The sequence below is a fragment of the Staphylococcus arlettae genome (genome assembly GCF_002902345.1).
Taxonomy (GTDB): domain Bacteria; phylum Bacillota; class Bacilli; order Staphylococcales; family Staphylococcaceae; genus Staphylococcus; species Staphylococcus arlettae.
The window spans coordinates 25,844-51,869 of sequence record NZ_PPQB01000012.1 but is presented as its reverse complement, the minus strand read 5'-3'; the positions used below and the strand labels follow the sequence as shown (position 1 = coordinate 51,869).

Annotated in this window: 23 protein-coding genes and 1 riboswitch; of the genes, 22 read left to right on the top strand and 1 reads right to left on the bottom strand. The window is 35.0% G+C overall.

Annotated features, from left to right (window positions below):
• Window positions 1-125: 125 nt before the first annotated feature.
• The 5 genes from CD036_RS06355 to argB all read left to right on the top strand — a co-directional run bounded on the left by CD036_RS06355 (window position 126) and on the right by argB (window position 6,528).
• Window positions 126-1,769 carry an APC family permease gene (locus CD036_RS06355; RefSeq protein ID WP_103388217.1) on the top strand — a complete coding sequence of 548 codons (1,644 nt, stop codon included), beginning with the start codon at window positions 126-128 and terminating at the stop codon, window positions 1,767-1,769.
• 467 nt (window positions 1,770-2,236) lie between these two features.
• Window positions 2,237-3,433, top strand: coding sequence for an ornithine--oxo-acid transaminase (rocD, locus tag CD036_RS06350; RefSeq protein WP_103388216.1), 1,197 nt, complete (start codon window positions 2,237-2,239; stop codon window positions 3,431-3,433).
• Between the two features lie 41 nt (window positions 3,434-3,474).
• Complete coding sequence (gene argC / locus CD036_RS06345) at window positions 3,475-4,506, top strand: N-acetyl-gamma-glutamyl-phosphate reductase (RefSeq protein ID WP_021459657.1); 1,032 nt, start codon at window positions 3,475-3,477, stop codon at window positions 4,504-4,506.
• Window positions 4,507-4,520: 14 nt separating this feature from the next.
• Window positions 4,521-5,759 (top strand): bifunctional glutamate N-acetyltransferase/amino-acid acetyltransferase ArgJ, encoded by a 1,239-nt coding sequence (gene argJ / locus CD036_RS06340; RefSeq protein ID WP_103388215.1) that lies wholly within the window; start codon window positions 4,521-4,523, stop codon window positions 5,757-5,759.
• 10 nt (window positions 5,760-5,769) lie between these two features.
• Complete coding sequence (gene argB, locus CD036_RS06335; RefSeq protein WP_103388359.1) at window positions 5,770-6,528, top strand: acetylglutamate kinase; 759 nt, start codon at window positions 5,770-5,772, stop codon at window positions 6,526-6,528.
• A gap of 236 nt (window positions 6,529-6,764) precedes the next feature.
• On the opposite strand, the gene CD036_RS06330 is transcribed toward argB, so the two are convergent.
• The gene (locus CD036_RS06330; RefSeq protein ID WP_103388214.1) at window positions 6,765-7,994 is read right to left on the bottom strand and encodes an ArgE/DapE family deacylase; all 1,230 of its coding nucleotides are present in this window, start codon (window positions 7,992-7,994) and stop codon (window positions 6,765-6,767) included.
• A gap of 375 nt (window positions 7,995-8,369) precedes the next feature.
• Between CD036_RS06330 and xylB the strand changes: the two genes are divergently transcribed.
• From xylB to CD036_RS06245, 17 genes are all read left to right on the top strand, one after another.
• Window positions 8,370-9,881, top strand: a complete 1,512-nt coding sequence (gene xylB / locus CD036_RS06325) for a xylulokinase (protein WP_103388213.1) — start codon at window positions 8,370-8,372, stop codon at window positions 9,879-9,881.
• 103 nt (window positions 9,882-9,984) lie between these two features.
• A riboswitch (TPP riboswitch) is annotated at window positions 9,985-10,094 on the top strand.
• Between the two features lie 72 nt (window positions 10,095-10,166).
• On the top strand, window positions 10,167-10,751 hold the full coding sequence (locus CD036_RS06320) for a thiamine phosphate synthase (protein ID WP_002508864.1): 585 nt from the start codon (window positions 10,167-10,169) through the stop codon (window positions 10,749-10,751).
• Window positions 10,744-11,859, top strand: coding sequence for a glycine oxidase ThiO (thiO, locus tag CD036_RS06315; protein WP_103388212.1), 1,116 nt, complete (start codon window positions 10,744-10,746; stop codon window positions 11,857-11,859). Before CD036_RS06320 ends, thiO begins: the two co-directional genes overlap by 8 nt.
• The gene (gene thiS, locus CD036_RS06310; protein WP_002508862.1) at window positions 11,843-12,043 is read left to right on the top strand and encodes a sulfur carrier protein ThiS; all 201 of its coding nucleotides are present in this window, start codon (window positions 11,843-11,845) and stop codon (window positions 12,041-12,043) included. Before thiO ends, thiS begins: the two co-directional genes overlap by 17 nt.
• Window positions 12,044-12,045: 2 nt before the next feature.
• A complete protein-coding gene (locus CD036_RS06305; protein ID WP_002508861.1) occupies window positions 12,046-12,813 on the top strand; it encodes a thiazole synthase in 768 nt (255 codons plus the stop codon).
• Window positions 12,813-13,811 (top strand): ThiF family adenylyltransferase, encoded by a 999-nt coding sequence (locus CD036_RS06300; RefSeq protein WP_172606433.1) that lies wholly within the window; start codon window positions 12,813-12,815, stop codon window positions 13,809-13,811. The genes CD036_RS06305 and CD036_RS06300 overlap by 1 nt, the downstream gene beginning before the upstream one ends.
• A gap of 577 nt (window positions 13,812-14,388) precedes the next feature.
• Window positions 14,389-15,648, top strand: a complete 1,260-nt coding sequence (locus tag CD036_RS06295) for an MFS transporter (protein ID WP_037579531.1) — start codon at window positions 14,389-14,391, stop codon at window positions 15,646-15,648.
• Between the two features lie 391 nt (window positions 15,649-16,039).
• Window positions 16,040-17,041: an ornithine carbamoyltransferase gene (argF, locus tag CD036_RS06290; protein ID WP_103388358.1), complete on the top strand. Its 1,002-nt coding sequence runs from the start codon at window positions 16,040-16,042 to the stop codon at window positions 17,039-17,041.
• A gap of 191 nt (window positions 17,042-17,232) precedes the next feature.
• A complete protein-coding gene (ahlS, locus tag CD036_RS06285; protein WP_021459651.1) occupies window positions 17,233-18,081 on the top strand; it encodes an AhlS family quorum-quenching N-acyl homoserine lactonase in 849 nt (282 codons plus the stop codon).
• Window positions 18,082-18,110: 29 nt separating this feature from the next.
• Entirely contained in the window at window positions 18,111-19,244 is a 1,134-nt protein-coding gene (locus CD036_RS06280) for a zinc-dependent alcohol dehydrogenase family protein (protein WP_103388210.1), read from the top strand.
• A 131-nt stretch (window positions 19,245-19,375) separates the two neighbouring features.
• Window positions 19,376-20,359, top strand: coding sequence for a biotin synthase BioB (gene bioB / locus CD036_RS06275; protein WP_103388209.1), 984 nt, complete (start codon window positions 19,376-19,378; stop codon window positions 20,357-20,359).
• Between the two features lie 535 nt (window positions 20,360-20,894).
• The gene (locus tag CD036_RS06270; RefSeq protein ID WP_021459648.1) at window positions 20,895-21,686 is read left to right on the top strand and encodes an amino acid ABC transporter substrate-binding protein; all 792 of its coding nucleotides are present in this window, start codon (window positions 20,895-20,897) and stop codon (window positions 21,684-21,686) included.
• Window positions 21,670-22,389, top strand: coding sequence for an amino acid ABC transporter permease (locus CD036_RS06265; protein ID WP_021459647.1), 720 nt, complete (start codon window positions 21,670-21,672; stop codon window positions 22,387-22,389). The genes CD036_RS06270 and CD036_RS06265 overlap by 17 nt, the downstream gene beginning before the upstream one ends.
• Window positions 22,386-23,120, top strand: coding sequence for an amino acid ABC transporter ATP-binding protein (locus tag CD036_RS06260; protein WP_103388208.1), 735 nt, complete (start codon window positions 22,386-22,388; stop codon window positions 23,118-23,120). The genes CD036_RS06265 and CD036_RS06260 overlap by 4 nt, the downstream gene beginning before the upstream one ends.
• Window positions 23,121-23,328: 208 nt before the next feature.
• On the top strand, window positions 23,329-25,284 hold the full coding sequence (locus CD036_RS06255; RefSeq protein WP_308446716.1) for a BglG family transcription antiterminator: 1,956 nt from the start codon (window positions 23,329-23,331) through the stop codon (window positions 25,282-25,284).
• Entirely contained in the window at window positions 25,275-25,715 is a 441-nt protein-coding gene (locus tag CD036_RS06250) for a PTS sugar transporter subunit IIA (RefSeq protein ID WP_103388206.1), read from the top strand. The genes CD036_RS06255 and CD036_RS06250 overlap by 10 nt, the downstream gene beginning before the upstream one ends.
• A gap of 5 nt (window positions 25,716-25,720) precedes the next feature.
• Complete coding sequence (locus CD036_RS06245) at window positions 25,721-26,005, top strand: PTS sugar transporter subunit IIB (RefSeq protein WP_002508848.1); 285 nt, start codon at window positions 25,721-25,723, stop codon at window positions 26,003-26,005.
• Window positions 26,006-26,026 lie beyond the last annotated feature (21 nt).

Here is a 26,026-nt window from a genome sequence, read left to right as displayed (position 1 = left end):
ATATTGTTAGCTGTTTGACTGGTTTTTAAATAAGTGTATAATAATCGACTATACAATAAAATGTATATTGTGTATAACAAGAATAAAGATGAGTATAAAAGACAAAAAATGTTATAGGGGTTTGTATGGAAAAACAGAATAAGAGTAATAAGATTAATTTAGCGCAACTCGTACTACTAGGCTTAGGATCACTTATTGGTTCTGGTTGGTTATTTGGTGCGTGGGAAGCATCTTCTATTGCTGGACCAGCAGCAATTATTTCATGGATTATCGGTTTTGCGGTTATTGGCTCAATAGCGTATAACTATATTGAAATTGGCACGATGTTCCCTCAATCCGGTGGTATGAGTAACTATGCACAATATACACATGGTTCTTTGCTTGGTTTTATTGCAGCTTGGGCCAATTGGGTATCCCTTGTAACAATTATCCCGATTGAAGCAGTCTCTGCAGTACAGTATATGAGTTCATGGCCTTGGGATTGGGCTAAGTTTATGGGCAATTTAATGGAAGGAGGCTCAATAAGTAATATTGGCTTATTGGCTGTCTTCGTTATTATCATCATATTTTCATTATTAAATTATTGGTCTGTTAAATTATTAACCTCATTCACTAGTCTGATTTCGGTGTTTAAATTAGGTGTTCCATTATTAACAATTATCATGTTAATGATTTCTGGCTTCGATACTGGCAATTATGGGCACTCAGTTGGTACATTTATGCCTTATGGCAGTGCGCCAATATTTGCAGCTACAACAGCTTCTGGAATTATTTTCTCATTTAATGCATTTCAAACTATCATTAATATGGGTTCTGAGATAGAGAAACCAGAAAAGAATATTGCTAGAGGAATTGCCATTTCATTAACATTAAGTGCAGTGCTTTACATAGTGTTGCAAAGTACCTTTATTACATCAATGCCAAGCGATATGCTCCACGGCAATGGTTGGGCAGGTATTAATTTCAACTCACCATTTGCTGATATGGCTATTTTACTTGGATTGAATTGGCTAGCTATTTTACTTTATATTGAAGCAGTGGTTTCACCATTTGGTACTGGTGTATCATTTGTGGCCGTTACAGGTCGTGTGTTACGTGCAATGGAAAAAAATGGACATATACCGAAATTCTTAGGACAGATGAATGAAAAGTACAAAATTCCACGTGTTGCAATAATATTCAATGCTGTTATAAGTATGATTATGGTAACTTTATTCCGTGATTGGGCAGTATTAGCCAGTGTAATTTCAACTGCAACATTAGTCGCGTATTTAACTGGACCTACGACGGTTATTTCATTACGTAAAATGGCGCCGCAAATGCATAGACCATTTAGAGCAACCATGTTGAAATTTATGGCACCATTTTCATTCGTCTTAGCTTCACTAGCAATTTATTGGGCGATGTGGCCAACTACAGCTCAAGTTATTTTCATTATTATATTAGGTTTACCAATTTATTTCTTTTATGAATACAAAATGAATTGGAAAAACACGAAAAAACAAATCGGTGGTAGTTTATGGATTATTGTGTATTTAATTACTTTAGCCTTCTTATCGTTTATAGGTAGTAAGGAATTTAAAGGATTAAACTTAATACATTATCCATATGATTTTGTAGTTATTATAATCGTAGCTTTAATCTTCTATAAATTAGGTACGACGAGTTACTTTGAAAGCATCTATTTTAAACGTGCAAAAAAAATTAATAAAAATATGACTGCACAATTAAAAGCAGAACAACAACTAGACTCAACAACCTCAAAGTAAATATTAATAGAAGTATGAAATAACTCATGCATAAATCCAGCAAATAGCATATGTTCATTTGTCGGATTTATTATTATCTTGAAACTTGCATAAATTGTGTATGTAAATTTGAATGTAACTTTACGTTAACAACAGTTGTAATAGTTTGAGAGTATGTTATACTTATTTTTTTCAGAATATTAACAATTTTTAGAATTTCGTGTGTGGCACAACTTATTATACATTTGGATTTTGAAATATTAATTTAAAAGAATTGCTATGACTTTGTTTTTAATGAATGAATAAAGCATGAGCAATAGTTAACACGTAACTAGAATTTAATAATAGATGCAACGTTTATTAATAATTCAAAGCGTGTTTTATAACAGGAAATAAGCTGAAATTTTATTTGACTTATTAACTTCTGAGGTGTATGATAACGAATATTAATTCATTTTTAAGAATAAATATAAAGAGAGAGGGTTTTGATGAACGATTTAAAGAACGATGTAATTACACATACAGATAAGTATAGTTCGATCAATTATAGTCCAATGAATCTAGTTCTATCCAAAGGTAAAGGTGCGAAAGTTTGGGATATTGAAAACAATGAGTACATTGATTGTATTTCAGGATTTTCAGTTGTTAACCATGGGCACTGCCATCCCAAAATCATAAAAGCATTTCAAGAACAAAGCGAACAGATAACGATGGTCTCTCGTGCTTTATATAGTGACAATTTAGGTGTTTGGGAAGAAAAAATTTGTACATTAGCTAATAAAGATAAAGTATTACCCATGAATACAGGTGCTGAAGCAGTAGAAACTGCGATAAAAATTGCACGTAAATGGGGCGAAGATGTTAAAGGTGTGCCAGAAGGACGCAGTGAGATTATTGCAATGAACGGTAATTTCCATGGCAGAACATTAGGAGCATTGTCTTTATCATCGCAAGAAAGTTATAAGCAAGGTTTTGGACCTTTATTAGATAACATGCATTACATTGATTTCGGTGATGTAGCACAGCTAAAATCAGTAATTAATGAACATACATCTGCAATTATTTTAGAGCCTATTCAAGGAGAAGGTGGTGTGAATATTCCATCTGATAACTTTATTGCTCAAGTACGTGAACTTTGTGATGAACATAATATTTTATTTATTGCAGATGAAATTCAAGTTGGTCTAGGTCGTACAGGTAAAATGTTTGCAACGGAGTGGGAAGGTGTAACAGCTGATATATACTTGCTCGGTAAGTCATTGGGTGGAGGATTATACCCGATCTCGGCAGTATTGGCAGACGAGTCAGTCATGAATGTACTTACACCAGGTACACACGGTTCGACTTTTGGTGGTAATCCACTGGCATGTGCAGTGTCTACTGCTGCTTTAGATGTATTAATAGAAGAAAAACTTATCGAAAATTCAGCGACATTAGGTCAACAGTTACTGAACAATTTACAGTTGATTGATAGTGATGTAATCGTCGATGTGAGAGGTAGAGGATTGTTTATCGGGATCGAATTGACAGAAAATGCACAACCTTATTGCTTAGAGATGATAGAAAAAGGTGTGTTATGCAAAGAAACACAAGGTAATATTATTCGAATTTCGCCCTCATTAGTTATTGATGAGACAGAAATCACTAAAGTTATCGATGTAATTACTGAAGTATTACAAAAATAAATTAACTTAAAAGACGGAATATTCTGAAAGGACTGAACTAAATGATTGAAGTTGGTATAGTAGGCGGAAGTGGATACGGTGCGGTAGAACTTATTAGATTGCTCGCACATCATCCTAGTGTAAAAATTAAATATATTTTTTCACATTCTAAAGCAGGAGAACTCGTATCTGGAACTTTTCCTCACTTAAACCATTTACCCTATCGTTTTGAGTCTTTAGAAAATAATAATATTACATGTGATGTTGTGTTTTTTGCTACGCCATCAAATATAAGTAAACATTTAGCACCGAAATTTTTAGCACAAAACATTAAAGTCATTGATTTATCAGGTGATTTTAGATTAAAAGATAGAGCGGTGTATGAACAATTTTATGGAGAAACAGCAGCACCGCAATCAGCTTTGGATTCAGCTCAATACAGTATTGCAGAATGGTCGACTATTGACGCTTCTAATACACAATTGATTGCCAATCCTGGTTGTTTCCCTACAGCTACTTTATTAGCATTACACCCATTAGTAGATAGCCAAATAATTCATAATAATTCTATTATTATAGATGCTAAAACAGGTGTTTCCGGTGCTGGAAGGTCACTTGCCCAACATGTGCACTATTCAGAGATGAATGAAAATTTCAGTGCTTATGCTATAGGTAAACATAAACATAAGCCAGAAATTGAACAATATTTAACACAGCTTGCCGATGAAAAAATAGCGGTAACGTTTACCCCACATTTAGTACCGATGACACGCGGTATTTTATCAACGATTTATGTTCAATTAAAAGAACATACAACCACTGAATCCTTGCATGCACAATTTCAGCGTTATTACGCAGATGCGCCCTTTGTACGAATTAGAGACATAGGAGAATTTCCGAAAACGAAAGAGGTAGCAGGTAGTAATTTTTGTGATATTGGTGTGTACGTAAATGAAGAGAATAACCAAGCTATTATTGTGTCAGTCATTGATAATTTAGTAAAAGGTGCTAGTGGTCAAGCAATTCAAAATTTAAACAAACTTTTTGGCCTTGATTCAGCTACAGGATTGAATCAATTGCCAGTATATCCATAGATGGGAGAGATGGGATGGAAGACTATAGTAATGTACAAGTAAAAAGTAAATTAAATGTAGATTTTGAAGGTGATGTCAGCTCACCTCTAGGATTTATTGCTGGTGGTATGCATGCAGGATTAAGAAAACAAAATAATGATTTTGGGTGGATTTTTTCTACTACAGAAGCGCAAGCTGCTGGTGTGTATACGTTAAATCGTTTTAAAGCTGCGCCTTTGATCGTGACACAAGAAAGCATAGCTCAAAATCAAACATTACAAGCCATCGTAGTTAATTCTGCTAATGCCAATGCCTGTACAGGTGAACAAGGGCTGAAAGATGCTAAAGATACGCAACAATGGGTGGCAGAACAATTGAAAATTTTACCGACCAATGTTGGAGTTGCTTCCACAGGCGTGATAGGTGAATTTTTACCTATGGATAAAATTTATCATGGAACACAGAATGTATTAAAAGAACAATATAATAATAGTGAGTATTTTAATGAAGCTATTTTAACTACAGATAAATGTACTAAAAATTTAGCTGTTCAAGTAGAAATTGATGGCACAACCGTTACTATTGGCGGAACAGCCAAAGGCTCAGGTATGATTCATCCTAACATGGCCACTATGTTAGGTTTTGTAACTACTGATGCTAATATTGATGGTGAAACATTAAGCCAAAGTTTAAAAATGACGATTGATGATTCTTTTAATATGATTACCGTTGATGGCGATACAAGTACAAATGATATGGTGCTTTGTATGGCTAATGGCCAAGCGAATCACGCTCCATTAACTACTGAACACCCAGATTGGCAAGAATTCCAAGAAGCAATGCATTATGTTTGCCAATATCTTGCAAAAGAAATTGCTAAAGATGGTGAAGGTGCAACGAAGTTAGTTACAGCCAAAGTAACTGGAGCCGTTGACGATATCGATGCACGTAAAATAGCTAAAAGTATCGTGTCATCTAATTTAGTAAAAACAGCAATACATGGTGAAGATGCCAACTTTGGACGTATTGTTGCAGCTATGGGTTATGCTTCTGATCAATTTGAACCAGATGACACTTATGTTTCATTGTGTGATACAGACGTTGTTCATCAAGGAATGTCAGTAGCCTTTGATGAAGTTACGATGAAAGCAAAGCTTGAGCAAGATGATATTGTCATTGAAGCTAAAGTAGGAGATGGTCATGGTAACGCTGTTGCTTACGGTTGTGATTTGACTTATGATTATGTGCGCATAAATGCGTCATATAGAACGTGAGGATGATGAAATGAGTTATATTGTAATTAAAATAGGCGGTAGTACATTAACGAATTTAGATGATTCAATTATCCAAGATATTTATAGGTTAAAACAACAAGGTTATCAGCCAATAATAGTACACGGTGGAGGACCTTTTATTAATACAGCTTTAGCTCATAATGATGTAGCACCTGAATTTAAAGATGGGTTACGCGTAACTTCTGAACAAGTATTAAGCATAACGAGTCAGACACTAATTGGGAAAGTGAATCCTGAATTAGTAAGTAAATTTAATGTACAAGGACAAGGTGCACTTGGACTTAATGGTATAGATGCCCAATTGTTTGATATTGAACCTTTACATCAACAATATGGCTTTGTTGGTGAACCGATCAATATTAATACTGTTGCATTGAATGTGCTAGCATCAGAATTTATTCCAGTTATTGCTTCAATAGGATTGAAACAAGGTACAAAACAACAGTACAACATTAATGCAGATACTTTAGCATATAAAATAGCCGAAGTTTTAGAAGCGCCAATTTATATTTTAAGCGACATTCCAGGGGTGCTTATTGACGAAAAAGTACAGGCGTCACTCAATGCTAAAGATATTCAAAAATATATTGAACAAAAAGAAATCTATGGTGGGATGATTCCAAAGGTTCAAGATGCTGTATTAGCAATTCAACACGGCTGTCAAAAAGTAGTTATTGCAGCAGGTTCGGAAACACACATTGTGGAAAAAGTGCACAAAGGTGATACCGTTGGAACCACTATACATTGATGTATTATTAATAGATAAAAGAGGTTGGGACAAATCAATATTGTCCCAACCTTTTTTATATTATGAAGTTTTAGAGTTATTATGGGCGACTCCAGTGGGAAAGCACTCGCCGAAGACTACAGGATAAGGCAGTGCCCGTGGAAAGCGCGCACAAAAAAACTGCCAACAAACCTGAAAACTTTGTCGACAGTCTGAAACAATCACTACGATTTAGTGAGAGTTTGTTTGGATATTATTTATTGTTGATTATAAGTTGTTAATAATTCGATATAAAAATCAATAAATGTTAAATATTTTTCTTTACTTACACATTCATCTAATTGATGTGGATTTTCACCAGGACCGAAAACTAACAATGGGAATGATTCATCTTTACTTCTTAATAAATTAGAAGCATCTGTAACAGCTACAGTTGGTTCAGCTTGTAAATCTGTAGCAAATATACGATCTCCGATATTTTTAGCTGTATCAATCAAACTATTTTTACCAGTAGTTAATACTGGGTCTAAATCGAGGTATAAATCACTGACCAAGTTAGCGCCTGATTCATTATGTTTTGCTAAAGTATTGTTGAATAATTGTTTAACTTGATTATTGTCATATTCTGGTATAGTTCGAATGTTAAACTCAGCTTCAGCAGATTCTGGGATAGAGTTTACTTGTACGCCACCTTTAATCAATGTATTACTTACAACAAGTCCACTTAATACTTCTTCTACTTGAGCTGCTTGTATGGCTTGTGGTAACTGTTGACTAAATTTAGAAATCATATTAGAAAAATCAAATGCTGTGCCTTTAACTTCTTTAGCTATTTGTGTTGATGTAGTATCGATATCTTGAATAAATTCAATTAATGGTTTAATAGCATTTTTACCTAAGATAGGTAAGGAACTATGTGCAGACACACCATGTGATGTAATACGATAATCCATAGAGCCTTTATGTGCATAAACTAACATGTTTTGACATGGTTCAGCGATGATTAAAGCTTCTACATCATCCATATAACCTTGTTCATATAAACTTTGAGAACCGAGTTGTTCCATTTCTTCACCCGAAGTCGCTAGAAATCTAATTTTCCCGTAGTTTAAAGTATTGCTATTGTTGATTTCTATTAGGGCAATGGCAAGTGCAGCTAAACCTGATTTCATATCTGCAGCACCACGACCATAAAGGAAACCATCATTTTCCGTCAATTGGAATGGTTCATAGCTCCATTGACTACGATCACCTTCGGAAACTACATCCATATGACCTGAAATACCAATAACAGGTCCTGTTTCACCGATTTCAGCAATTAAATTGGCACGACGTTCATCCACTTTTTCAATCGTTGATGTAATGCCGTGTTGTTGAAATAATTTTTGGAAGTATTCACATACTTCAATTTCATTATCATTAACTGTATTCATAGCTACAATATCAGATAATATTTGTACTTTTTCATCAGTTGAAAATGTACTCATGATATATCACTCCTTTGACAAACTATATAAATTATACAGCTATAACAATTGTTTGATAAGCAAAAAGACTTAATGAAAGATTTATTAATATAATTATACAAAATGAAAACGGATTAAAAGTTTTTACAACAGTTTATTATGAACCTCGATAAATGATGATTTGAAAATTTTAGTTGTAAGGGTGAAGTCCTTGTTAGCACTGATAGTCTAAATTGAATTAGACTCCGGGAGGTCTTAAATTCATTTTTAGCGCAACTATAATAGTAAAAAAGAAGTAACAAGTAGTGAAATTTAAGCAGTTGCCAAATAGTGGAGATTACTGTATTAATTTAGGTGACGACAATGTCAATTTACAAAAGAAAGGTTAGAGGTTACATGGAAAAAGTAGTACTCGGTGTAGATATCGGTACGAGTGCAGTTAAAACAATTGTGGTTAACCAACAAGGACAAGTGTTAGCCAGTGCCAATAAGCCAATTACAACGCTACACCCACAAGCAGGATTTAGTGAACAACACCCAGATGAATGGGTGCAAGCCACTAAAGATACATTGCAGACCATTAGTGAGATGGAAAGTATGAGAGTAGTACAAGTAGAAGGAATGTCGTTTTCAGGACAAATGCATGGTTTAGTCCTTGTCGATCAATATGGTGAAGCAATTAGACCAGCCATTTTATGGAATGATACACGAACGACTGAGCAGTGTGAAATTATCAAAAAACGCTTAGGACAATATGTGCTAGGTAATCCTGTGCTAGAAGGCTTTACTTTAACTAAAATGATGTGGGTAAAACAATATGAACCTAGCAATTGGGAACGAACTTATAAGTTTTTATTACCTAAAGACTATGTTCGTTTTAAATTAACTGGAGTATTGTCTATGGAAGTGTCTGATGCTTCAAGCACTTTATTATTAGACCCGAAAACGCAACAATGGTCATATGATACTGGAGCCTTGTTTGGCATAGATGCTCAGATCTTTCCGGATCTAACTTCAGCAGAATCATATGTAGGTAATGTAAAGCCGGATGTAGCAAAGTCTCTCGGTTTGAATACTAATATTCAAGTATTTGCAGGGGGTGGTGATAACGCCTGTGCTGCATTAGGTTCAGGTGTAGTTAAGCCTCATGATACGTTATGTAGTATTGGAACCTCTGGTGTAATTTTGACTTGTGAAGCGAATGCTGCAAGCTATGGTCAAAATATGCACTTATTTCAACATGCTTTACCGCATGTATCCTACATTATGGGGGTAACTTTAGCTGCAGGAGATAGTTTGGCATGGTTCCAAAAAACACTAGCACCAGAGCTTAGCTTTGATGATATTTTGTTACTAGCTCAACAATCATCTATAGGTGCTAACGGTTTATTATTTACACCATATCTTTCAGGCGAACGTACACCTCATGGTGATGCGTATATTAGGGGGAGTTGGATTGGACTTAGTAGTTTGCATACACGTAGTGACATGGCACGTGCAGTGATTGAGGGGATTAGCTATTCCTTGTATGAGTCAATATTATATTTACGAGAAAATGGCAAGTCTTTAACACATATTACTGCTACTGGAGGTGGAGCTAAAAGTGATTTTTGGTTGCAGTTACAAGCAGATATTTTTAATGCGTCTATGCGCAAATTAAGTCATGAAGAAGGTCCGAGTATGGGAGCAGCTATTATTGCAGCAACAGGTGTTAACTGGTTTGATAGTATGGAAGCATGTAGTCGTGTTTTTGTAACTTATGACAAAGAATTTCATCCTGATAGTGTCAATCATCAGCAGTATAAGCGATATTTTGATATTTATCGTCAAGTTTATACACAAAGCCAACCACTAACGGAACAATTACTAATGATAAGTGAAGCACGAGACAATGAAATAACGCATTAGGAGCAATAAGCAACGATAAATGGATTTGCATTTTATTAATGATTAGGTTAAATTAACAATAACAATGCATTGTTGAAACAGTAAGATTAAAATTATATAGATTAGAGACCACTGGAAGTGCCTTTGAAAAGGCTGAGACTAAAGTAGTGAACTTTGGGATTCCTGGAACCTGATCCAGTTGATACTGGCGTAGGAAAGTGGCGTTGATAACATGACTAACTTTTGTGATATAGACGTTATTTTTCTACCCAGAAAAATAACGTTTTTTTATTGAGGTGTCTTTTTTTGTTAGTTGCTATTACACAGTATAAACATTTAACACATGCTGATATCGTACATTATCAACGAGTGATGCCATATATAGACTATTTGATAGTGCGTACGCCTATGACATCTACTGAGTTAATTGCATGGATACAATTAGCTATAACGTATGGAATTTCCCGCTCTAAAATAGCTATACATAGCGATATTTATGTATTAGAACAATGTGGATTAAGCGCGATTCATTTCTCAGAACGAGCAAGAGAAATACAGACGATTAAGAAAAAGTTTCCTAATGTAGTGGTAAGTATGTCGACACACAATGTCGATAGTGCACAATTTGCCTTGCAACATCATGTTGATTATATATTGTTTGGCCATATATTTCCTACAAGCTCTAAACCAGGTCAAATCCCTAGAAAGAACAAAGAGATTCAAGCAGTTTTAGCATTACCGATACCAGTAGTAGCGCTCGGAGGTATTAATGAAAATACGGCTCAACAATTATCAACTGAGTTCTATGGTATAAGTGGTATTAACTTATTTCTCGAAGCTTCACAGTTAACATTAAAAACTTTGAGTGAGGTGTGGCGTAATCATGTATGATGTACTAATTATTGGCTCAGGTGTAATGGGGATGTCCATTGCACGTGCTTTGAATAGCGAAGCTTATCGTATAGCAGTTATAGATCGTGATATACCGGGAAAACATGCCTCTTATAAAGCAGGTGGTATGCTCGGTGCACAAAATGAATTTAATAGTGATAGTGCTTTATATCGTTTAGCGTTAAAGTCTCAGCAATATTTTGAACCATTAGCACATAGTATAGCTGAAGAGGTTGGTATCGATATTGAATATAGACAAAGTGGATTGTTGAAAATAGCGGCTGAAGCACAACATAGTCATCAAGTGCTAGAGCAATATGAATTTTTACAGCAACATAATCCGCAAGTGCGATTACTGACAAATAAAGACATACAACAATATAGAAACTATGATATTTCTTTTCCAACAAATACAGCATTTCATATTCCAGAGGATCATCAAATCAATGCTAATCGTTATACAAAAGCATTATTAGCTTCATTACACAAACGTCATATAGAACGTATATTTTCTACAGAAGTCACCGACATCCAAGCAGGCCATGAAGGTTATAGTGTTTGTACTAATAAAGGTAAATTTGCAGCTCAAAAAGTAATCGTAGCTGGTGGAGCATGGAGTCATTATTTGTTGAATGGTCAGCTGAAAGCCCATGAACCTACTGGTGTCAAAGGTGAAGTGATGTTATTCGAATCACGGGATATACAATTAGCTACTACATTATTTTTTACTGATGGCTGTTATATAGTACCTAAAATGAAACAGCGTTATTTAATTGGTGCGACTAGTTATTTTAATGATTATTCCGTAAATGTTACTGCCGGAGGAATGCAGTGCTTGTTACACCAAGCACTAACATACGTGCCAGCATTGGGGAATGCTACTATTATAAAGCATTGGTCTGGTGTCAGACCGTATACCAATCAAGAAAAGCCGGTCATGGATGAGATACAACAGGGCTTATTTGTCATTACTGGACATTATCGCAATGGTATTTTGTTGTCTCCGGTAGTAGGTGAACTCATTGCGTTGTGGTTGAAAAGTGGTGTGAAACCTGAAATTTTAAATGATTTTAAATTAGGAGGTTGTACGAGTGGAAGTTATTATTAATGGCGATACATTTCATTTTGAACAAGAATTATCCATTGTTGCAATACTCAAGGAATTAGAAATAGATGAGAATAGAGTTGTCGTTGAACACAATCAACAATTAATACAACAAGCACAGTTTCACAATCAGATGGTGAAATCATCAGACCGATTAGAACTATTAGAATTCGTAGGAGGCGGTTAAATATGTTAGAAATAGGTCCATTTAAATTGAAGTCACGCTTATTATTAGGTACTGGGAAATTTGATAATGAACAAATACAGTCAGCAGCGATTACAGCTTCTGAAACTGAAGTATTAACGTTTGCAGTAAGAAGAATGAATTTATATGATAAGGAATTACCTAATCCATTAGCTAACGTAAATTTATCAAAATATATTACATTTCCTAACACTGCTGGTGCACATACTGCAGCCGAAGCAGTACGTATTGCTGAAATTGCCCAGCATGCAGGTGTTTGTGACATGATTAAAGTAGAAGTGATAGGGGATGATGACACATTATTACCGGATCCACTTGAAACATATGAAGCTTGTAAAATTTTATTGGATAAAGGTTATATTGTATGTCCTTATATCTCTAATGATGTAGTGTTAGCCAAACGATTAGTTGAGTTAGGGGTTCATGCAGTTATGCCTCTTGCTTCACCTATTGGTACGGGGAGAGGTATTAATAATCCTTTAAATTTACGTTATATTATTGAAAAAGTAACAGTGCCAGTAATTGTTGATGCTGGTATTGGTTCGGCAAAAGATGCATGCCATGCTATGGAACTTGGTGCAGATGCTATTTTGCTTAATACAGCTATTTCAAGTGCTACAGATCCGGTGAAAATGGCTGAAGCGATGCGTTATGGGATAGCAGCTGGTCGTTTAAGTTATGAAGCGGGACGTATTCCAATACGTTATACAGCGCAAGCTTCTAGTCCTACAGAAGGTATTGGCTTTTTATGATTCAACGTTATGAAAGACAACTGCGCTTTCCACAATTTGGTGAAACAGGGCAACGACAATTAATGGCGCTGCATGTGATGATAGTTGGTGTGGGTGCCTTAGGTAGTCATGTTGCGGAAATGTTGGCACGTATGGGGATTGGCAAGTTAACTATTATTGATATGGATATTGTAGAGTTGTCTAATTTACACCGTCAAACTTTGTATAATGAACAAGATGCTGAACAAGTGTTGCCAAAGGTTGTGGCACTTGAAGGCCACTTACAGCGTATCAATAGCTCAGTTACTGTTGAGTCCTATGACTGTGAACTGACTACTACGAATATAGAAGGGATATTACAAGATACTAATCCACATGTTGTAATTGATGGTATGGACCACTTTCGTATTAGGTATCTGATTAATGAGGCATGTCATAAGCATCAAATACCATGGATTTATGGTGCCGCCGTAGGAAGTAAAGGGACGGTTTATGGTATTGATTTTCAAGGCCCGTGCTTAAAATGTTTATTAAATACTATCCCTGACACAGCAGAAAGTTGTGCCGTTAATGGTGTTTTACCAACTGTAGTGACACAGGTGGCGAGTTTGGAAGTGAGTGAATTAGTGCGCTATGCTGCTGGTGTTGGGTTTTCTGGTAAATTACTGACGGTAGATACATTTAAACTTAATCATCAAGGTATTAATGTTACAACATTGAGAGACCACAATTGTCCTGTTTGTAAAAACCAACAATATGAACTATTGAATAAACCAATGCAACAGCGTATTGAAGCGTTGTGTGGTAATACTTACTTGTTTAGGTTTGAAGCATCTGCTTTTAAAAATGCTCAGTATTTACCAGGTCAGTTTATTAAAGCAAATCCATTTGCCAAAATTTTCTCTTATGACCACGTGCAATGTACTTTATTTCAAGATGGTAGAATGAATGTCTATGGGTTGTCTGATGATAATGAGGCACAACAATTGTACAGTCAATTTGAAAAATCAATAAAGTAATTAATTTGATGGAAGTACTATCTGTATAAATATAGTGTTCTCAGACTGCCGACAAAGTTTTTAACTTTGTTGGCAGTATTTTTGTGCGTACTTTCTTCCAGAGTCGGGCACAAAGACCGACTATATAAATTAACAACAATGGTTTTTATGTTGTGATGATACTGGGAGGATATTGATTGTCTTAGTCTCTTTTTCATATGGGCAGTAGCTGACTGCATTGAAAATGCGCTTCAAACCGAGCTTTTTTTTAACGCTAGTCATCCTTGCCGGGGTGGGACGACAAAATCATTTTTTCAAAATCAGATTTCTGTCCCACTCTCTTTATAATGTCTAAATGGTATAGTTTTATGCTAAGTGAATAGTAAAACAAAGAGAAAGTGAAAATAAACGAAAATAAATGAAAATAAATTTGCATTATAAGAAAAAATGCAATAGAATTACACTAACAAATGAAAACGTTTTCTTTTAGGTTGTTTAATTTATAGTGAGAGTAACGAATGACGTTACTGGTGTGGAATTGCATAGTGCGTTCCAACACTACGTAAATGAATAATATACAATAAAGGGATGTGTTAGTATGAATAACAAATTGGCGAAGGTGGGAATGCCACCGACACTATTATGGGGGTATATCGGTGTATTAATTTTTATGATGGGTGATGGATTAGAGCTTGCATGGATTAGTCCATATTTAGTAGATCAAGGATTATCAGTTCATCAAACCGCGATATTAACGACATCATATGGTGTTACAATTGCTATTGGTTCTTGGCTATCTGGAGTGTTAGTAGAAAGTTTTGGTCCACGGAAAGTAATGCTGTTAGGAACAGGACTTTATATTATTGGTCATGCGATATTTGTAGGGTTTGCAATACCTGCATTAAATTATGAACTTATGATACCATCTTATGCAATTAGAGGGTTTGGTTATCCATTATTTGCATATTCATTTTTAGTTTGGGTAGCATATCGTTCACCACAAAAACGCTTAGGTGCTGCTGTAGGTTGGTTTTGGTTTGTATTTACAGGTGGGTTAAGTGTACTAGGTGCATACTATTCATCATTTGCAATTAACGTATTTGGTCACTTTGCTACATTATGGACAGCGATTATTTGGGTTTTAATTGGTACATTCTTAGCTGTTTTCGTGAATAAAGATGAATTTAATTTAGAAGAAAGAGAAGGCGGAGCAAAAGCACATATATCAGAAATGCTTGCAGGAATTACTATTCTAATAAGAGAACCGCGAGTTGCAGTAGCATGTATCGTGCGTATTATTAATCAAGCTGCACAGTATGCATTTCCACTATTTTTACCTATATATTTATCGACTAAAGGTATTGAAACGACGACATGGTTAAATATTTGGGGAACTATATTTGTCGCAAATATTATTTTTAATCTTATTTTTGGGGCATTAAGTGATAAGATTGGTTGGAAAAATACCATTTCCTATATCGGAGGAATTGGTTGTGCCATTTTCACATTAGGTTTATATTTTATACCAGAAATGTTCACAGGTAATGTCTTTATAGTTGGACTAGTTGGATTTTTATGGGGAATGTGTTTAGCCGGCTTTGTACCTATTTCAGCACTTGTACCATCTTTAGTTGGAGATGGTGATAAAGGACCTGCGATGGCTATTTTAAACTTAGGCGCAGGACTATGTGTATTTGTTGGACCTGGTTTAGTAGCATTATTTTACGATGCTATAGGTGTACAAGGTATGATGTATTTATTATTTGGATTATATGCTGCAAGTGCTATTATGACTCGCTTCCTCAAAACACCAGAAGAAAGATCCGGAGGCAAACAACTAAAAGAAGAAATATCTTAATGACAAGTTTGAGACATAGTAAATAAAACAATAACAGTGACGTGATTCCACAATAACTATTTAGGAATCACGTCACTTTTTTATGTGTACTATTTTTTAGCAAGATAATTGAAATGTAATGAATTAGAAAAAGTCTGATTAAAGATGTATATAAAAACGTGTAAATTAACTCTATTATGGTTGGTGTCGTTATTTATAAAAGCTTTTATTACAGTATTTTGATGTTATTTGCAATATTTTAAACTAGTAATGGATTAATTGTTATATTAAATATATGCAAATTTTAGTATATTTATACTTGATTTTTCACGCTATCCCGTTTAGTATTAAATATAATCTTAGGATATTGGAGAGTGATCTAGTTGGGGCGTACACAACAGAATTAAACAAATTGCAAAGTTTTAAAGGACAAAGTTTTTTAAAAACGTCAGATTTTACTGCGGATGAATTGTTAACTTTGATTGACTTTACAGGTGAATTGAAAGAAAAGAAAAACAGAGGTATCCCACACCCTTATTTAAAAGGAAAAAATTTGGCGTTATTATTTGAAAAACCTTCGACGCGAACACGTGCTGCTTTTAGTGTTGCTGCATGTGATTTAGGAGCAACTGCTGAATATTTTGGTCAAGGTGATATTCATTTAGGTGTTAAAGAATCTACTGAAGACACTGCTAAAATATTAGGTAGAATGTATGATGGCATTGAATTTAGAGGTTATTATCAACAAGATGTTGAAACATTGGCTAACCATGCAGGAGTACCAGTGTGGAACGGTCTTACAAACGAATGGCATCCAACGCAAATGATAGCGGATTTCTTCACATTAAAAGAAACGTGGGGCACATTCGAAGACAAAACTTTAACTTACATTGGCGATGCACAGAATAATGTAGCTCAAGATTTATTAGTGACAGGTGCAATTTTAGGAATAAATGTTCACATTGCAGCACCTAAAACGTTGCAACCAGATATTAAAATACAAGAATTAGCGCAGTACCATGCTAATAAGTCAGGTAGCAAAATATTAATTACTGAGGATGTGCAACAAGCTGTTTTTCAAACGGATGCGATTTATACAGATGTGTGGTTTTCTATGGGCGATGACCAATCTGTATATCAGTCACGTATAGAACAATTATTGCCATATCAAGTAAACGAAAAAATGCTAACAACTACAATGAATCCAGATGTTATCGTATTGCATTGTTTACCTGCCTTCCATGATTTAAATACAGAAGTAGGGCAAAAAATATATGAGCAATTTGGCATTACCGAAATGGAAATTACAGACCAAGTGTTTAGAGGCGATCATTCAGTTGTTTTTGATCAAGCGGAAAACAGATTACATTCTATAAAGTCCATTTTGTCTGTGACTTTAGGTGACATTTTTTAAGTAGTAACGCAATCTAATAATCAAGTAAGTGAATAAAATATAGCGCAAACTGGTAGTTATCATAAACAGATAACTACCAGTTTTTATTGATCAAAGTAAAAAGACTAAGTTCAATGTAGACATGGATAATAATTGAAAAAGCTAACAAATACAATTAAGATGTAATTATACACATAAAAGGGGTGAGTTTGATGGTAAATGTAAAAAAAGAACGCATGAAGATTTATGTTTTAGACAATGGACGTATGAAAATGGATAAAAATTTGATGATTGCTAACGCGAATCAAGCAACATTAGATGCGCCTAATGCACCAAACGAAATGCATGAATTTCCGATTTATACAGTGTTTATTGACCACCCAGATGCCAAAATACTTTTTGATACTGCTTGTAATCCAAATGCTATGGGAGAGAATGGGCGCTGGATATCTGCAACACAAAAAGCCTTTCCTTATTTTGCAGATGAGTCATGTCATTTACCCAACAGGTTAGAGCAAATCGGAGTTGATCCTAAGGAAGTTGATTTTGTAGTTGCTTCGCATCTACATCTGGATCATGCAGGGTGCTTGGAATATTTTACCAATGCGACAATTATTGTACATGATGATGAATTAAGTGGTGCTATGAAAACATATGCGCGCAATCAACAAGCTGGGGCATACATTTGGGCAGATATAGATGCCTGGATTAAAAGTAATTTAACGTGGCGCACCGTCTCCAAAGAAGATGACAATCTCAAATTGGTTGAAGGCGTGCGTGTTTTAAACTATGGTAGCGGACATGCATGGGGACTTATTGGTTTAGAGATAGAGAGTTCAGAATTAGGCACTATTATTTTAGCATCAGATGCCATTTATACGAAAGAAAGCATGGGGACACCTTTTAAACCACCTGGCATATTATATGATTCAATTGGTTGGACGAAGTCTGTAGAGAAAATAAAAAAACTAGCAGACGAGAAAAATGCTCAAATATGGTTTGGTCATGATGGAGAACAATTCCAAGGTTTCAGAAAATCTACAGAAGGATTTTATGAATAATTTAAATTTTGTAGTGAAGGGTGATATTAATGCAAACGAAAGCAGCATTGTTAACAGAAATGGGCAAAGAGAAACCATATGCGCAATCGCAGCCATTATCAATAAAAACGGTAGAATTAGCAGAACCTCAAAAAAATGAAGTATTAATTAAAATTGGGGCAACAGGTCTATGTCATTCTGATTTATCCGTGATAAATGGAAGTAGACCAAGGCCAATGCCTATGGTGCTGGGTCATGAAGCTACAGGCGAAGTGGTTCAGCTTGGTAAAGATGTCGAAGATTTTGACGTCGGAGATCATGTAGTGTGTACCTTTATTCCTAGTTGCGGCAAATGTTTACCGTGTAAAGAAGGAAGACCAGCTTTATGTGAGCGTGGCGCAAAATCAAACGAACAAGGTGAAATGTTAGGCGGTGGTTATCGTTTATCCTCCGCAGAAGAAGATACTATACATCATCATCTGGGCGTGTCAGGATTTTCTGAATATGCGGTCGTTTCTACACATTCAATTGTTAAAGTAGATAAATCGATACCATTTGAAATGGTAGCAATTTTTGGGTGTGCAGTAATCACAGGTATTGGTGCTGTAGTTAATACTGCACAAGTACAAGCAGGCAGTACAGTGGCGGTCGTTGGATTAGGTGGTATAGGTTTAAATGCCATTATGGGAGCGAAATTAGCAGGGGCGAGTGAAATTATTGCTTTAGATATTAATGAAGATAAGTTTGATTTAGCCAAAAGTTTAGGTGCCACTGCCGTATTTAATTCTGGTGATGACGATGTCGCATCAGCAGTTAAAAAATATGTACAAGGTGGCGTTGATTATGCGTTTGAAACTGCAGGGGTAGTTCCTGCTATGGACGTCGCATATGCCATTACCAAACGTGGTGGGGTGACTACGACAACAGGCTTGCCAGATCCGAGCCATCAATTTTCACTACCACAAGTAACGCTGGCTGCTGAAGAACGTACAATCAAAGGTTCCTATGTAGGCAGTTGTGTTCCTGAGCGTGACATACCTCATTTTATAACTTTGTATAATCAAAAACGATTGCCAGTCGATACTTTATTAACAGATGTTATAACATTGGATGATATTAATGAAGGTTTTGATCGGTTAGATCGTGGAGAAGCAGCACGTCTTGTAGTGAAAATGCCGACTTAAAACAAGTTTGAAGTAATGCGCAGAGGCAGTTAACCATGGTCGCGGATAAGGACTACTAAAACAAATGTAAACTTAATTATATAAAAGGTTTACATTTGTGGTATACTATTCTCATATTTAGGGGGGATAGTATGGAAATCGCGCATAATATATTAGCAGGTCAGCACTTAACTGCAGAAGAAGCGTATGAATTATATCAAGATAATAATATCGATACCATGGATTTAGTGTATGAAGCTTACCAACTACGTCAGCATTTTTATGGTAAGAAAGTGAAATTAAATATGATCTTAAATGCCAAAAGTGGTATATGCCCAGAAGACTGTGGTTACTGCGGACAATCACGAGATATGAAACAAAAACAACGTTATGCGCTAGTGTCACAGGAAGAAATAGAACGAGGTGCAGAAGCTGCCAATAATCATCAAATTGGGACATACTGTATCGTAATGAGTGGTAGAGGGCCGAGTAATAAAGAAGTGGATCATATTGCACATACCGTTGAAAGTATTAAGGAAAAACATCCGCAATTAAAAATTTGTGCGTGTCTCGGCTTAGCAAATGAGGAACAAGCAGAACGTTTAAAAGCTGCGGGAGTTGATCGTTATAATCACAACTTAAATACTAGTGAGCATTATCACAGCGAAGTGGTCTCTACCCATACGTATGAACAACGTGTACAAACAGTCGAACTTATGAAGAAAAATCAAATTTCGCCATGTTCAGGTGTGATTTGTGGTATGGGGGAGAGCCATCAAGATCGTATTGATATGGCTTTTGCACTAAAACAAATCGATGCCGATAGTATTCCAATTAATTTTTTACATCCTATTAAAGGTACTAAATTTGGAGAAATGGATGAGTTAACCCCATTGAAATGTCTAAGAATTTTAGCGATGTTTCGTTTAATTAATCCAACTAAAGAAATTCGTATAGCTGGTGGTCGCGAGGTGAATTTAAAATCATTGCAACCTACAGCATTGTTAGTAGCTAATTCAATATTTGTAGGTGACTATTTAATAACAGGTGGACAACCTAATCAGCTTGATTTTGACATGATTCAAGATATGGGATTTGAAGTTGATTACGATACCAATATACCTACGACATCTTAAAATAAAGGAGCTAGCGGTGAGACCAAATAAGGTAATGATGTATTGCCAAGGTTGCAGCACCTCTAGCTCCGTTTAATTCGTGATAAGGAACAATTTCGAAATTAATGTCATTACTTTTATCATACAGATGTTTGTGATGGTTATATTCTTCTAGTATTTGCGATGTAATATCATTATTAAAAATAGGCCGTGTAAATAAATTTTGGTGCATCAATTAATAAGGTAAGGTTATTTAAGGTAATTGATACAGCTTGCATTGCTTCTTTTAATGACTTAGCAAAAATATTATAGAACTATATCAAACGATACAACAATCATAGTTTTTATTTTAAACGCACTATACAATGTGAGAATCATTTGATAGTGCGTTCTTATTGCGGAAATAACACCTCTCTAACATTTGCGTCTCACTGTGTTGCTGATATTAAGTCACAGGCAATTTTAAAATAAATGAATACTGAGTAGTTGACTAATTGTGGGTATGGGTCTAAACTATCTTTATTCCGATTAGAATAATAAGGATGGAGGTTTTGTGATGAAGAAGATTTTTTATGGTCTGGTTGCAGGAGTTATTGCAATGACGTTAACAGCTTGTGGCAATGAATCATCTGATAAGAAAAGTGATACGAAAACCGTAAGTGAGGATAAAACATTTGTCGTAGGTACAGAAGGAACATATGCACCTTTCTCATTTCACGATAAGAATGATAAATTAACTGGGTACGATATTGATGTGACAAAAGCAGTTGCAAAAGAAATGGGTTATAAAGTTAAATTTAAAGAAACACAATGGGACTCAATGTTTGCTGGTTTGGATTCAGGACGTTTTAATGTTATAGCAAACCAAGTAGGTATTAATAAAGAACGTAAAGAGAAGTATAAATTTTCTGAGCCATACACTTATTCACATGGTGTGTTGGTTGTAAATGAAAATAATAAAAAGATTAAATCTTTTGATGACGTTAAAGGTAAAAAGTTAGCACAAACATTTACATCAAATTATGGAAAATTAGCGAAATCTAAAGGTGCTGAAATTACGAAAGTAGATGGTTTTAACCAAGCTATGGATTTATTACAATCTAACCGTGTTGAAGGTACGTTTAATGATAATATTTCGTATTTAGACTATAAAAAACAAAAACCAAATGCAAAAGTGAAAGCAATCGAAGGAGATGCAGAAAAGAGTCAGTCTGCATTTACATTTAGTAAAAAAGAAGATGACAAAACAATCAAAGAAGTAAATAAAGCTGTTAAAAAATTAAAAGATAATGGCGAACTAGCGAAAATAAGTAAGAAATGGTTTGGCGAAGATGTTTCTAAACCTTAATGATGAACAACAACATGCATTAAACGCAGCAGGGCAAGCATTTTTACCTATGCTGGAAGGTCTTGTGAAATATTCGATTCCAATAACTTTAGTAACGTTTGTATTGGGGTTAATCATTGCACTATTTACTGCATTGATGAGAATATCCACAAGTCGTGTGTTGAGAGGTATCGCACGCTTTTACATTTCAATTATTCGTGGAACGCCAATGATTGTACAATTATTTATTATCTTTTATGGAATTCCGGAATTAGGTCGGTTAATAACGAACAATTCAGAGAATCAATGGACTTTAGCACCTGTTGTAGCAGCAATTATAGGACTATCCTTAAATGTTGGTGCTTATGCCTCAGAAATAATTCGAGGGGGCATTATATCTATTCCTAAAGGCCAAACGGAAGCGGCATATTCTATAGGGATGAATTATAGACAGACAGTGCAACGTATTATTTTACCTCAAGCCATTCGTGTATCAGTACCAGCTTTAGGTAATACATTTTTAAGTTTAATCAAAGATACGTCTTTATTAGGATTTATCCTAGTTGCTGAAATGTTCAGGAAGGCTCAAGAAGTTGCATCTACAACATATGAATATTTAACTATTTATATTTTAGTTGCTATTTTGTACTGGGTTGTATGTTTTATCATTTCAATCGTACAAAACTACTATGAATCTTACCTAGAAAGAGGGTATCGTACATGATTGAATTGAATAATATTCACAAAGCTTTCGGGACTAAATCAGTCATCAAAGGTATTGATTTATCGGTAGAACAAGGAGAAGTGGTAACACTGATTGGACGTTCAGGTTCTGGTAAAACAACTTTACTACGAATGATCAATGCCTTAGAGTTACCATCTGAGGGAACAGTGTATGTCGATGGTATAACTTATAAAAATGACGATAAAAAATCACAAATTGCGGTACGCCAAAAGTCAGGTATGGTATTCCAAAGTTATAATTTATTTCCACATAAAACAGCAATTGAAAATGTCATGGAAGGTTTAGTGACTGTAAAAAAATTAAAAAAAGCAGAAGCGGAACAACAAGCGCTTGCGCTATTAGAAAAAGTGGGATTAACTGAAGTAAAAGACCAACGACCATTAGCATTATCTGGTGGACAACAGCAACGTGTCGCAATCGCTCGTGCATTAGCGATGAAGCCTAAAGTTATGTTGTTTGATGAACCAACTTCTGCGTTAGATCCTGAGCTCGTAAATGATGTCTTAAAAGTTATTAAGGATTTAGCACAAGAAGGTATGACTATGGTGATTGTTACACATGAAATGCGTTTTGCTAAAGAAGTGTCTAATAAAATCGCCTTTATTCATGATGGAGTTATTGGGGAGCAAGGTGCACCAGATCAAATCATTAACCATCCACAAACAACACAATTACAAAGATTTTTAAATGTCATTAGAGATGTAGAGTAGAAAGTTCAATATTAAATAATGACCCTTAAGGGATAAGATAGTTAATCAAATGTTAATATTTGATTACTATCTTATCCCTTTTTTATTATAATAATGTTTAATTATAGATGTGCACTCTTTCGGATTAGATGACGAATGAGATTACACATCTATATCCTTAAGAAAACGGTTACAATAAATATGTGAGGAGGCAATTGAATTGTTAAGTATGAGGCAACGTAAAATTGTAGATTATGTGGTGGCACAAGCATCTTTTATAGCAATTCATGATTTAGCAGCACAATTAAAAGTGACGAATCGTACAATTCAATATGATTTAGAAATGATTGAAGCTTCAGCATCAGACTTAGACTTGAAGATTGAACGGAACAAGTCCAAGGGTGTAAAAATGACGAAATTGAATGTGACTAATGCTAAATTAACTCAATCTGCTGTGCGACCGACACTTCATTATGATAAAAGTGAACGCATACTTTACATTACTTTAAAATTATTTGAATCATCTGAACCTACATCCTCACAAACATTTGCGGCAATGGTCTCAGTGTCTAGGAGAACGATAGTCGAAGATTTAAAGGTAGTTCAAACTTGGTTAGAAAGTAATGGATTGTCACTCGTGTATAAAAAGAATAAAGGTTTTGTAATTGAAGGTGAAGAAAGCAATTTTCGCAAAGCATATGCAGCACGGGTTAATGAATATTTTCAAACGCATACACATTATATGGGGAATCAATTATTTTCTAATGATGAGTTAAAACAAATTCGTTTAGCAGTTATTTCTACTTTGTCAGACAATAATTACCATTTGGTTCAAAGTGCAATCGATGGATTGATTTATCATATTTTAATTGCCATTCATCGTACACGTAGTAATGATGTATTTGAAATACCTACAATAGAATATGACAAATTAGTACAAACGGAACAGTTCCGTATTGCTATGGAGTTGACTGACAAATTAGAAACCGCATTTTTAGTTGAATTTCCACCTAGTGAATCTGCATTTATTACATTACATTTACTTGGGGCCAAAAGTGTCGCAGAAAATGATGTCTTTGAAGATGCTGATGAATTAGAAATATTAACGCATCAATTAGTCGAACTTATGAGTGGTGAACTAGGGGTTAATTTATTATCCGATAATAAATTACTCGATGGTTTAGTCGTTCATTTGCGACCTGCCATTCATAGGATGAAATTTAAATTGACTCATAAAAATCCTTTGAATGATGAAATTACTCAGCAATACGCGAATATTATTCAAGCTTTAAAACATCATGTCTGGTTGATTGAACAAGCATATAATATTGAATTTGAAGCGGATGAGTTGTCTTATATTACTATTCATTTTGCTTCCGCAATTGAGCGCTTATCATCAAGTACAAAGCCAGCAATTAAAGTAGTGTTGTTATGTGGTTCTGGTATCGGGACATCGCAATTATTAAAAAGTAAGCTTAAAAATATATATCCAGAGTTAGAGGTAATTGATGCATACTCAGTATACGAAATCGATGATTCAGAGTTACGCAATGAGCGTATAGATTATGTGATTTCGACAGTAGAGGTGACACAATTATCTGTTCCGATAGTTAGAGTTAGTCCATTTTTAACTCAAGAAGATCGCATGCAATTGAACGAAATTATTAATGCCTCAAGAGAAAAATATGTCAATGATGTCAAAATGTTAGGTCCTGATTTGCAGGATGTCTTACCTAAAGAGCACATCATCACTCATCAGCCAAAAGTAACTAGAAATAGTGCAATTCAACAAGCAGTAGACATATTAGTTGCCAAATCAATTGTAGATATAAATTACGGTCAAGATATTATCAATCAATTAGATGCGTTTGGTCCGTATATGGTTATTAGTCCACATATTGCGTTAATACATGCGCAACATAAACATGTACGCCAAGGTGTCGGATTTAGTATCGTCCACTTTGCAGAAGGTATTAAGTTTGACCATGAACAGTATGATCCGGTAAACGTAATTATTACGTTAGCCACCGAGCAACCGCAAATACATTTGAATGCCTTGCGACAACTAAGCGAATTAATTATGGATGAAACTACGAGAACACATTTATTACAAGGAGATAAGCCACAAATTATTGAAGCTATCAAGCAAATTAGTATTAAGGAGGATATTGCTAAATGGCCTTAGAGATTTTAACGTCAGATAAAGTGCAAATTAAAGATCATGTGGAGCATTGGTCTGAAGCTATAGATATTGCAGCACAACCATTGTTAAATCAACGCTATTTTGACCAACCTTATATTACGGCAATGATTAACAGTGTGAAATCATTAGGGCCCTATATTGTGATTGCGCCTGAAATTGCAATTGCGCATGCACGACCCGATTCACATGTGCATAAAGTTGGATTGAGTTTACTAAAACTTAATCAGCATATTAACTTTTCAGAAGAAGGACATTTTGCGTCGTTAGTTTTTGTACTAAGTGCAGTCGATAATACAGCACATTTAGAAATATTAAAACAATTAGCACAAATTTTAGGCGATAAGCAAACAGTCGAAGAATTACTATCAGCACAAAATAATACAGAGATTATTAATATATTAAAAGGAGAATGATGAAAATGAAAATTTTAGTAGTATGTGGTCATGGATTAGGTAGCAGCTTTATGGTGGAAATGAATGCACAAGAGGCTTTGAAAAATTTAAATGCACCTACAGATATTACAGTTGAGCATAGTGACGTTATGACTGCGAGCCCAGATATGGCCGAATTATTTATTTGTGGTCGTGACTTAGAAGAAAACACTAAAAATTTAGGTGACGTACTGGTTTTAGACAATATTTTAGATAAAGAAGAATTACAAACTAAATTAAATGATAAATTGCAAGAACTAGGTAAATTATAAACCATTGATTGGAGGGGATGT

What these genes read in the sequence shown, in the direction of transcription:
- CD036_RS06355 (WP_103388217.1), top strand. Translation starts at nt 126, where the DNA reads ATGGAAAAACAGAATAAGAGTAATAAGATTAATTTAGCGCAACTCGTA.
- rocD (WP_103388216.1), top strand. Translation starts at nt 2,237, where the DNA reads ATGAACGATTTAAAGAACGATGTAATTACACATACAGATAAGTATAGT.
- argC (WP_021459657.1), top strand. Translation starts at nt 3,475, where the DNA reads ATGATTGAAGTTGGTATAGTAGGCGGAAGTGGATACGGTGCGGTAGAA.
- argJ (WP_103388215.1), top strand. Translation starts at nt 4,521, where the DNA reads ATGGAAGACTATAGTAATGTACAAGTAAAAAGTAAATTAAATGTAGAT.
- argB (WP_103388359.1), top strand. Translation starts at nt 5,770, where the DNA reads ATGAGTTATATTGTAATTAAAATAGGCGGTAGTACATTAACGAATTTA.
- CD036_RS06330 (WP_103388214.1), bottom strand. Translation starts at nt 7,994, where the DNA reads ATGAGTACATTTTCAACTGATGAAAAAGTACAAATATTATCTGATATT.
- xylB (WP_103388213.1), top strand. Translation starts at nt 8,370, where the DNA reads ATGGAAAAAGTAGTACTCGGTGTAGATATCGGTACGAGTGCAGTTAAA.
- thiO (WP_103388212.1), top strand. Translation starts at nt 10,744, where the DNA reads ATGTATGATGTACTAATTATTGGCTCAGGTGTAATGGGGATGTCCATT.
- CD036_RS06305 (WP_002508861.1), top strand. Translation starts at nt 12,046, where the DNA reads ATGTTAGAAATAGGTCCATTTAAATTGAAGTCACGCTTATTATTAGGT.
- CD036_RS06295 (WP_037579531.1), top strand. Translation starts at nt 14,389, where the DNA reads ATGAATAACAAATTGGCGAAGGTGGGAATGCCACCGACACTATTATGG.
- ahlS (WP_021459651.1), top strand. Translation starts at nt 17,233, where the DNA reads ATGGTAAATGTAAAAAAAGAACGCATGAAGATTTATGTTTTAGACAAT.
- CD036_RS06280 (WP_103388210.1), top strand. Translation starts at nt 18,111, where the DNA reads ATGCAAACGAAAGCAGCATTGTTAACAGAAATGGGCAAAGAGAAACCA.
- bioB (WP_103388209.1), top strand. Translation starts at nt 19,376, where the DNA reads ATGGAAATCGCGCATAATATATTAGCAGGTCAGCACTTAACTGCAGAA.
- CD036_RS06270 (WP_021459648.1), top strand. Translation starts at nt 20,895, where the DNA reads ATGAAGAAGATTTTTTATGGTCTGGTTGCAGGAGTTATTGCAATGACG.
- CD036_RS06265 (WP_021459647.1), top strand. Translation starts at nt 21,670, where the DNA reads ATGTTTCTAAACCTTAATGATGAACAACAACATGCATTAAACGCAGCA.
- CD036_RS06260 (WP_103388208.1), top strand. Translation starts at nt 22,386, where the DNA reads ATGATTGAATTGAATAATATTCACAAAGCTTTCGGGACTAAATCAGTC.
- CD036_RS06255 (WP_308446716.1), top strand. Translation starts at nt 23,329, where the DNA reads ATGAGGCAACGTAAAATTGTAGATTATGTGGTGGCACAAGCATCTTTT.
- CD036_RS06250 (WP_103388206.1), top strand. Translation starts at nt 25,275, where the DNA reads ATGGCCTTAGAGATTTTAACGTCAGATAAAGTGCAAATTAAAGATCAT.
- CD036_RS06245 (WP_002508848.1), top strand. Translation starts at nt 25,721, where the DNA reads ATGAAAATTTTAGTAGTATGTGGTCATGGATTAGGTAGCAGCTTTATG.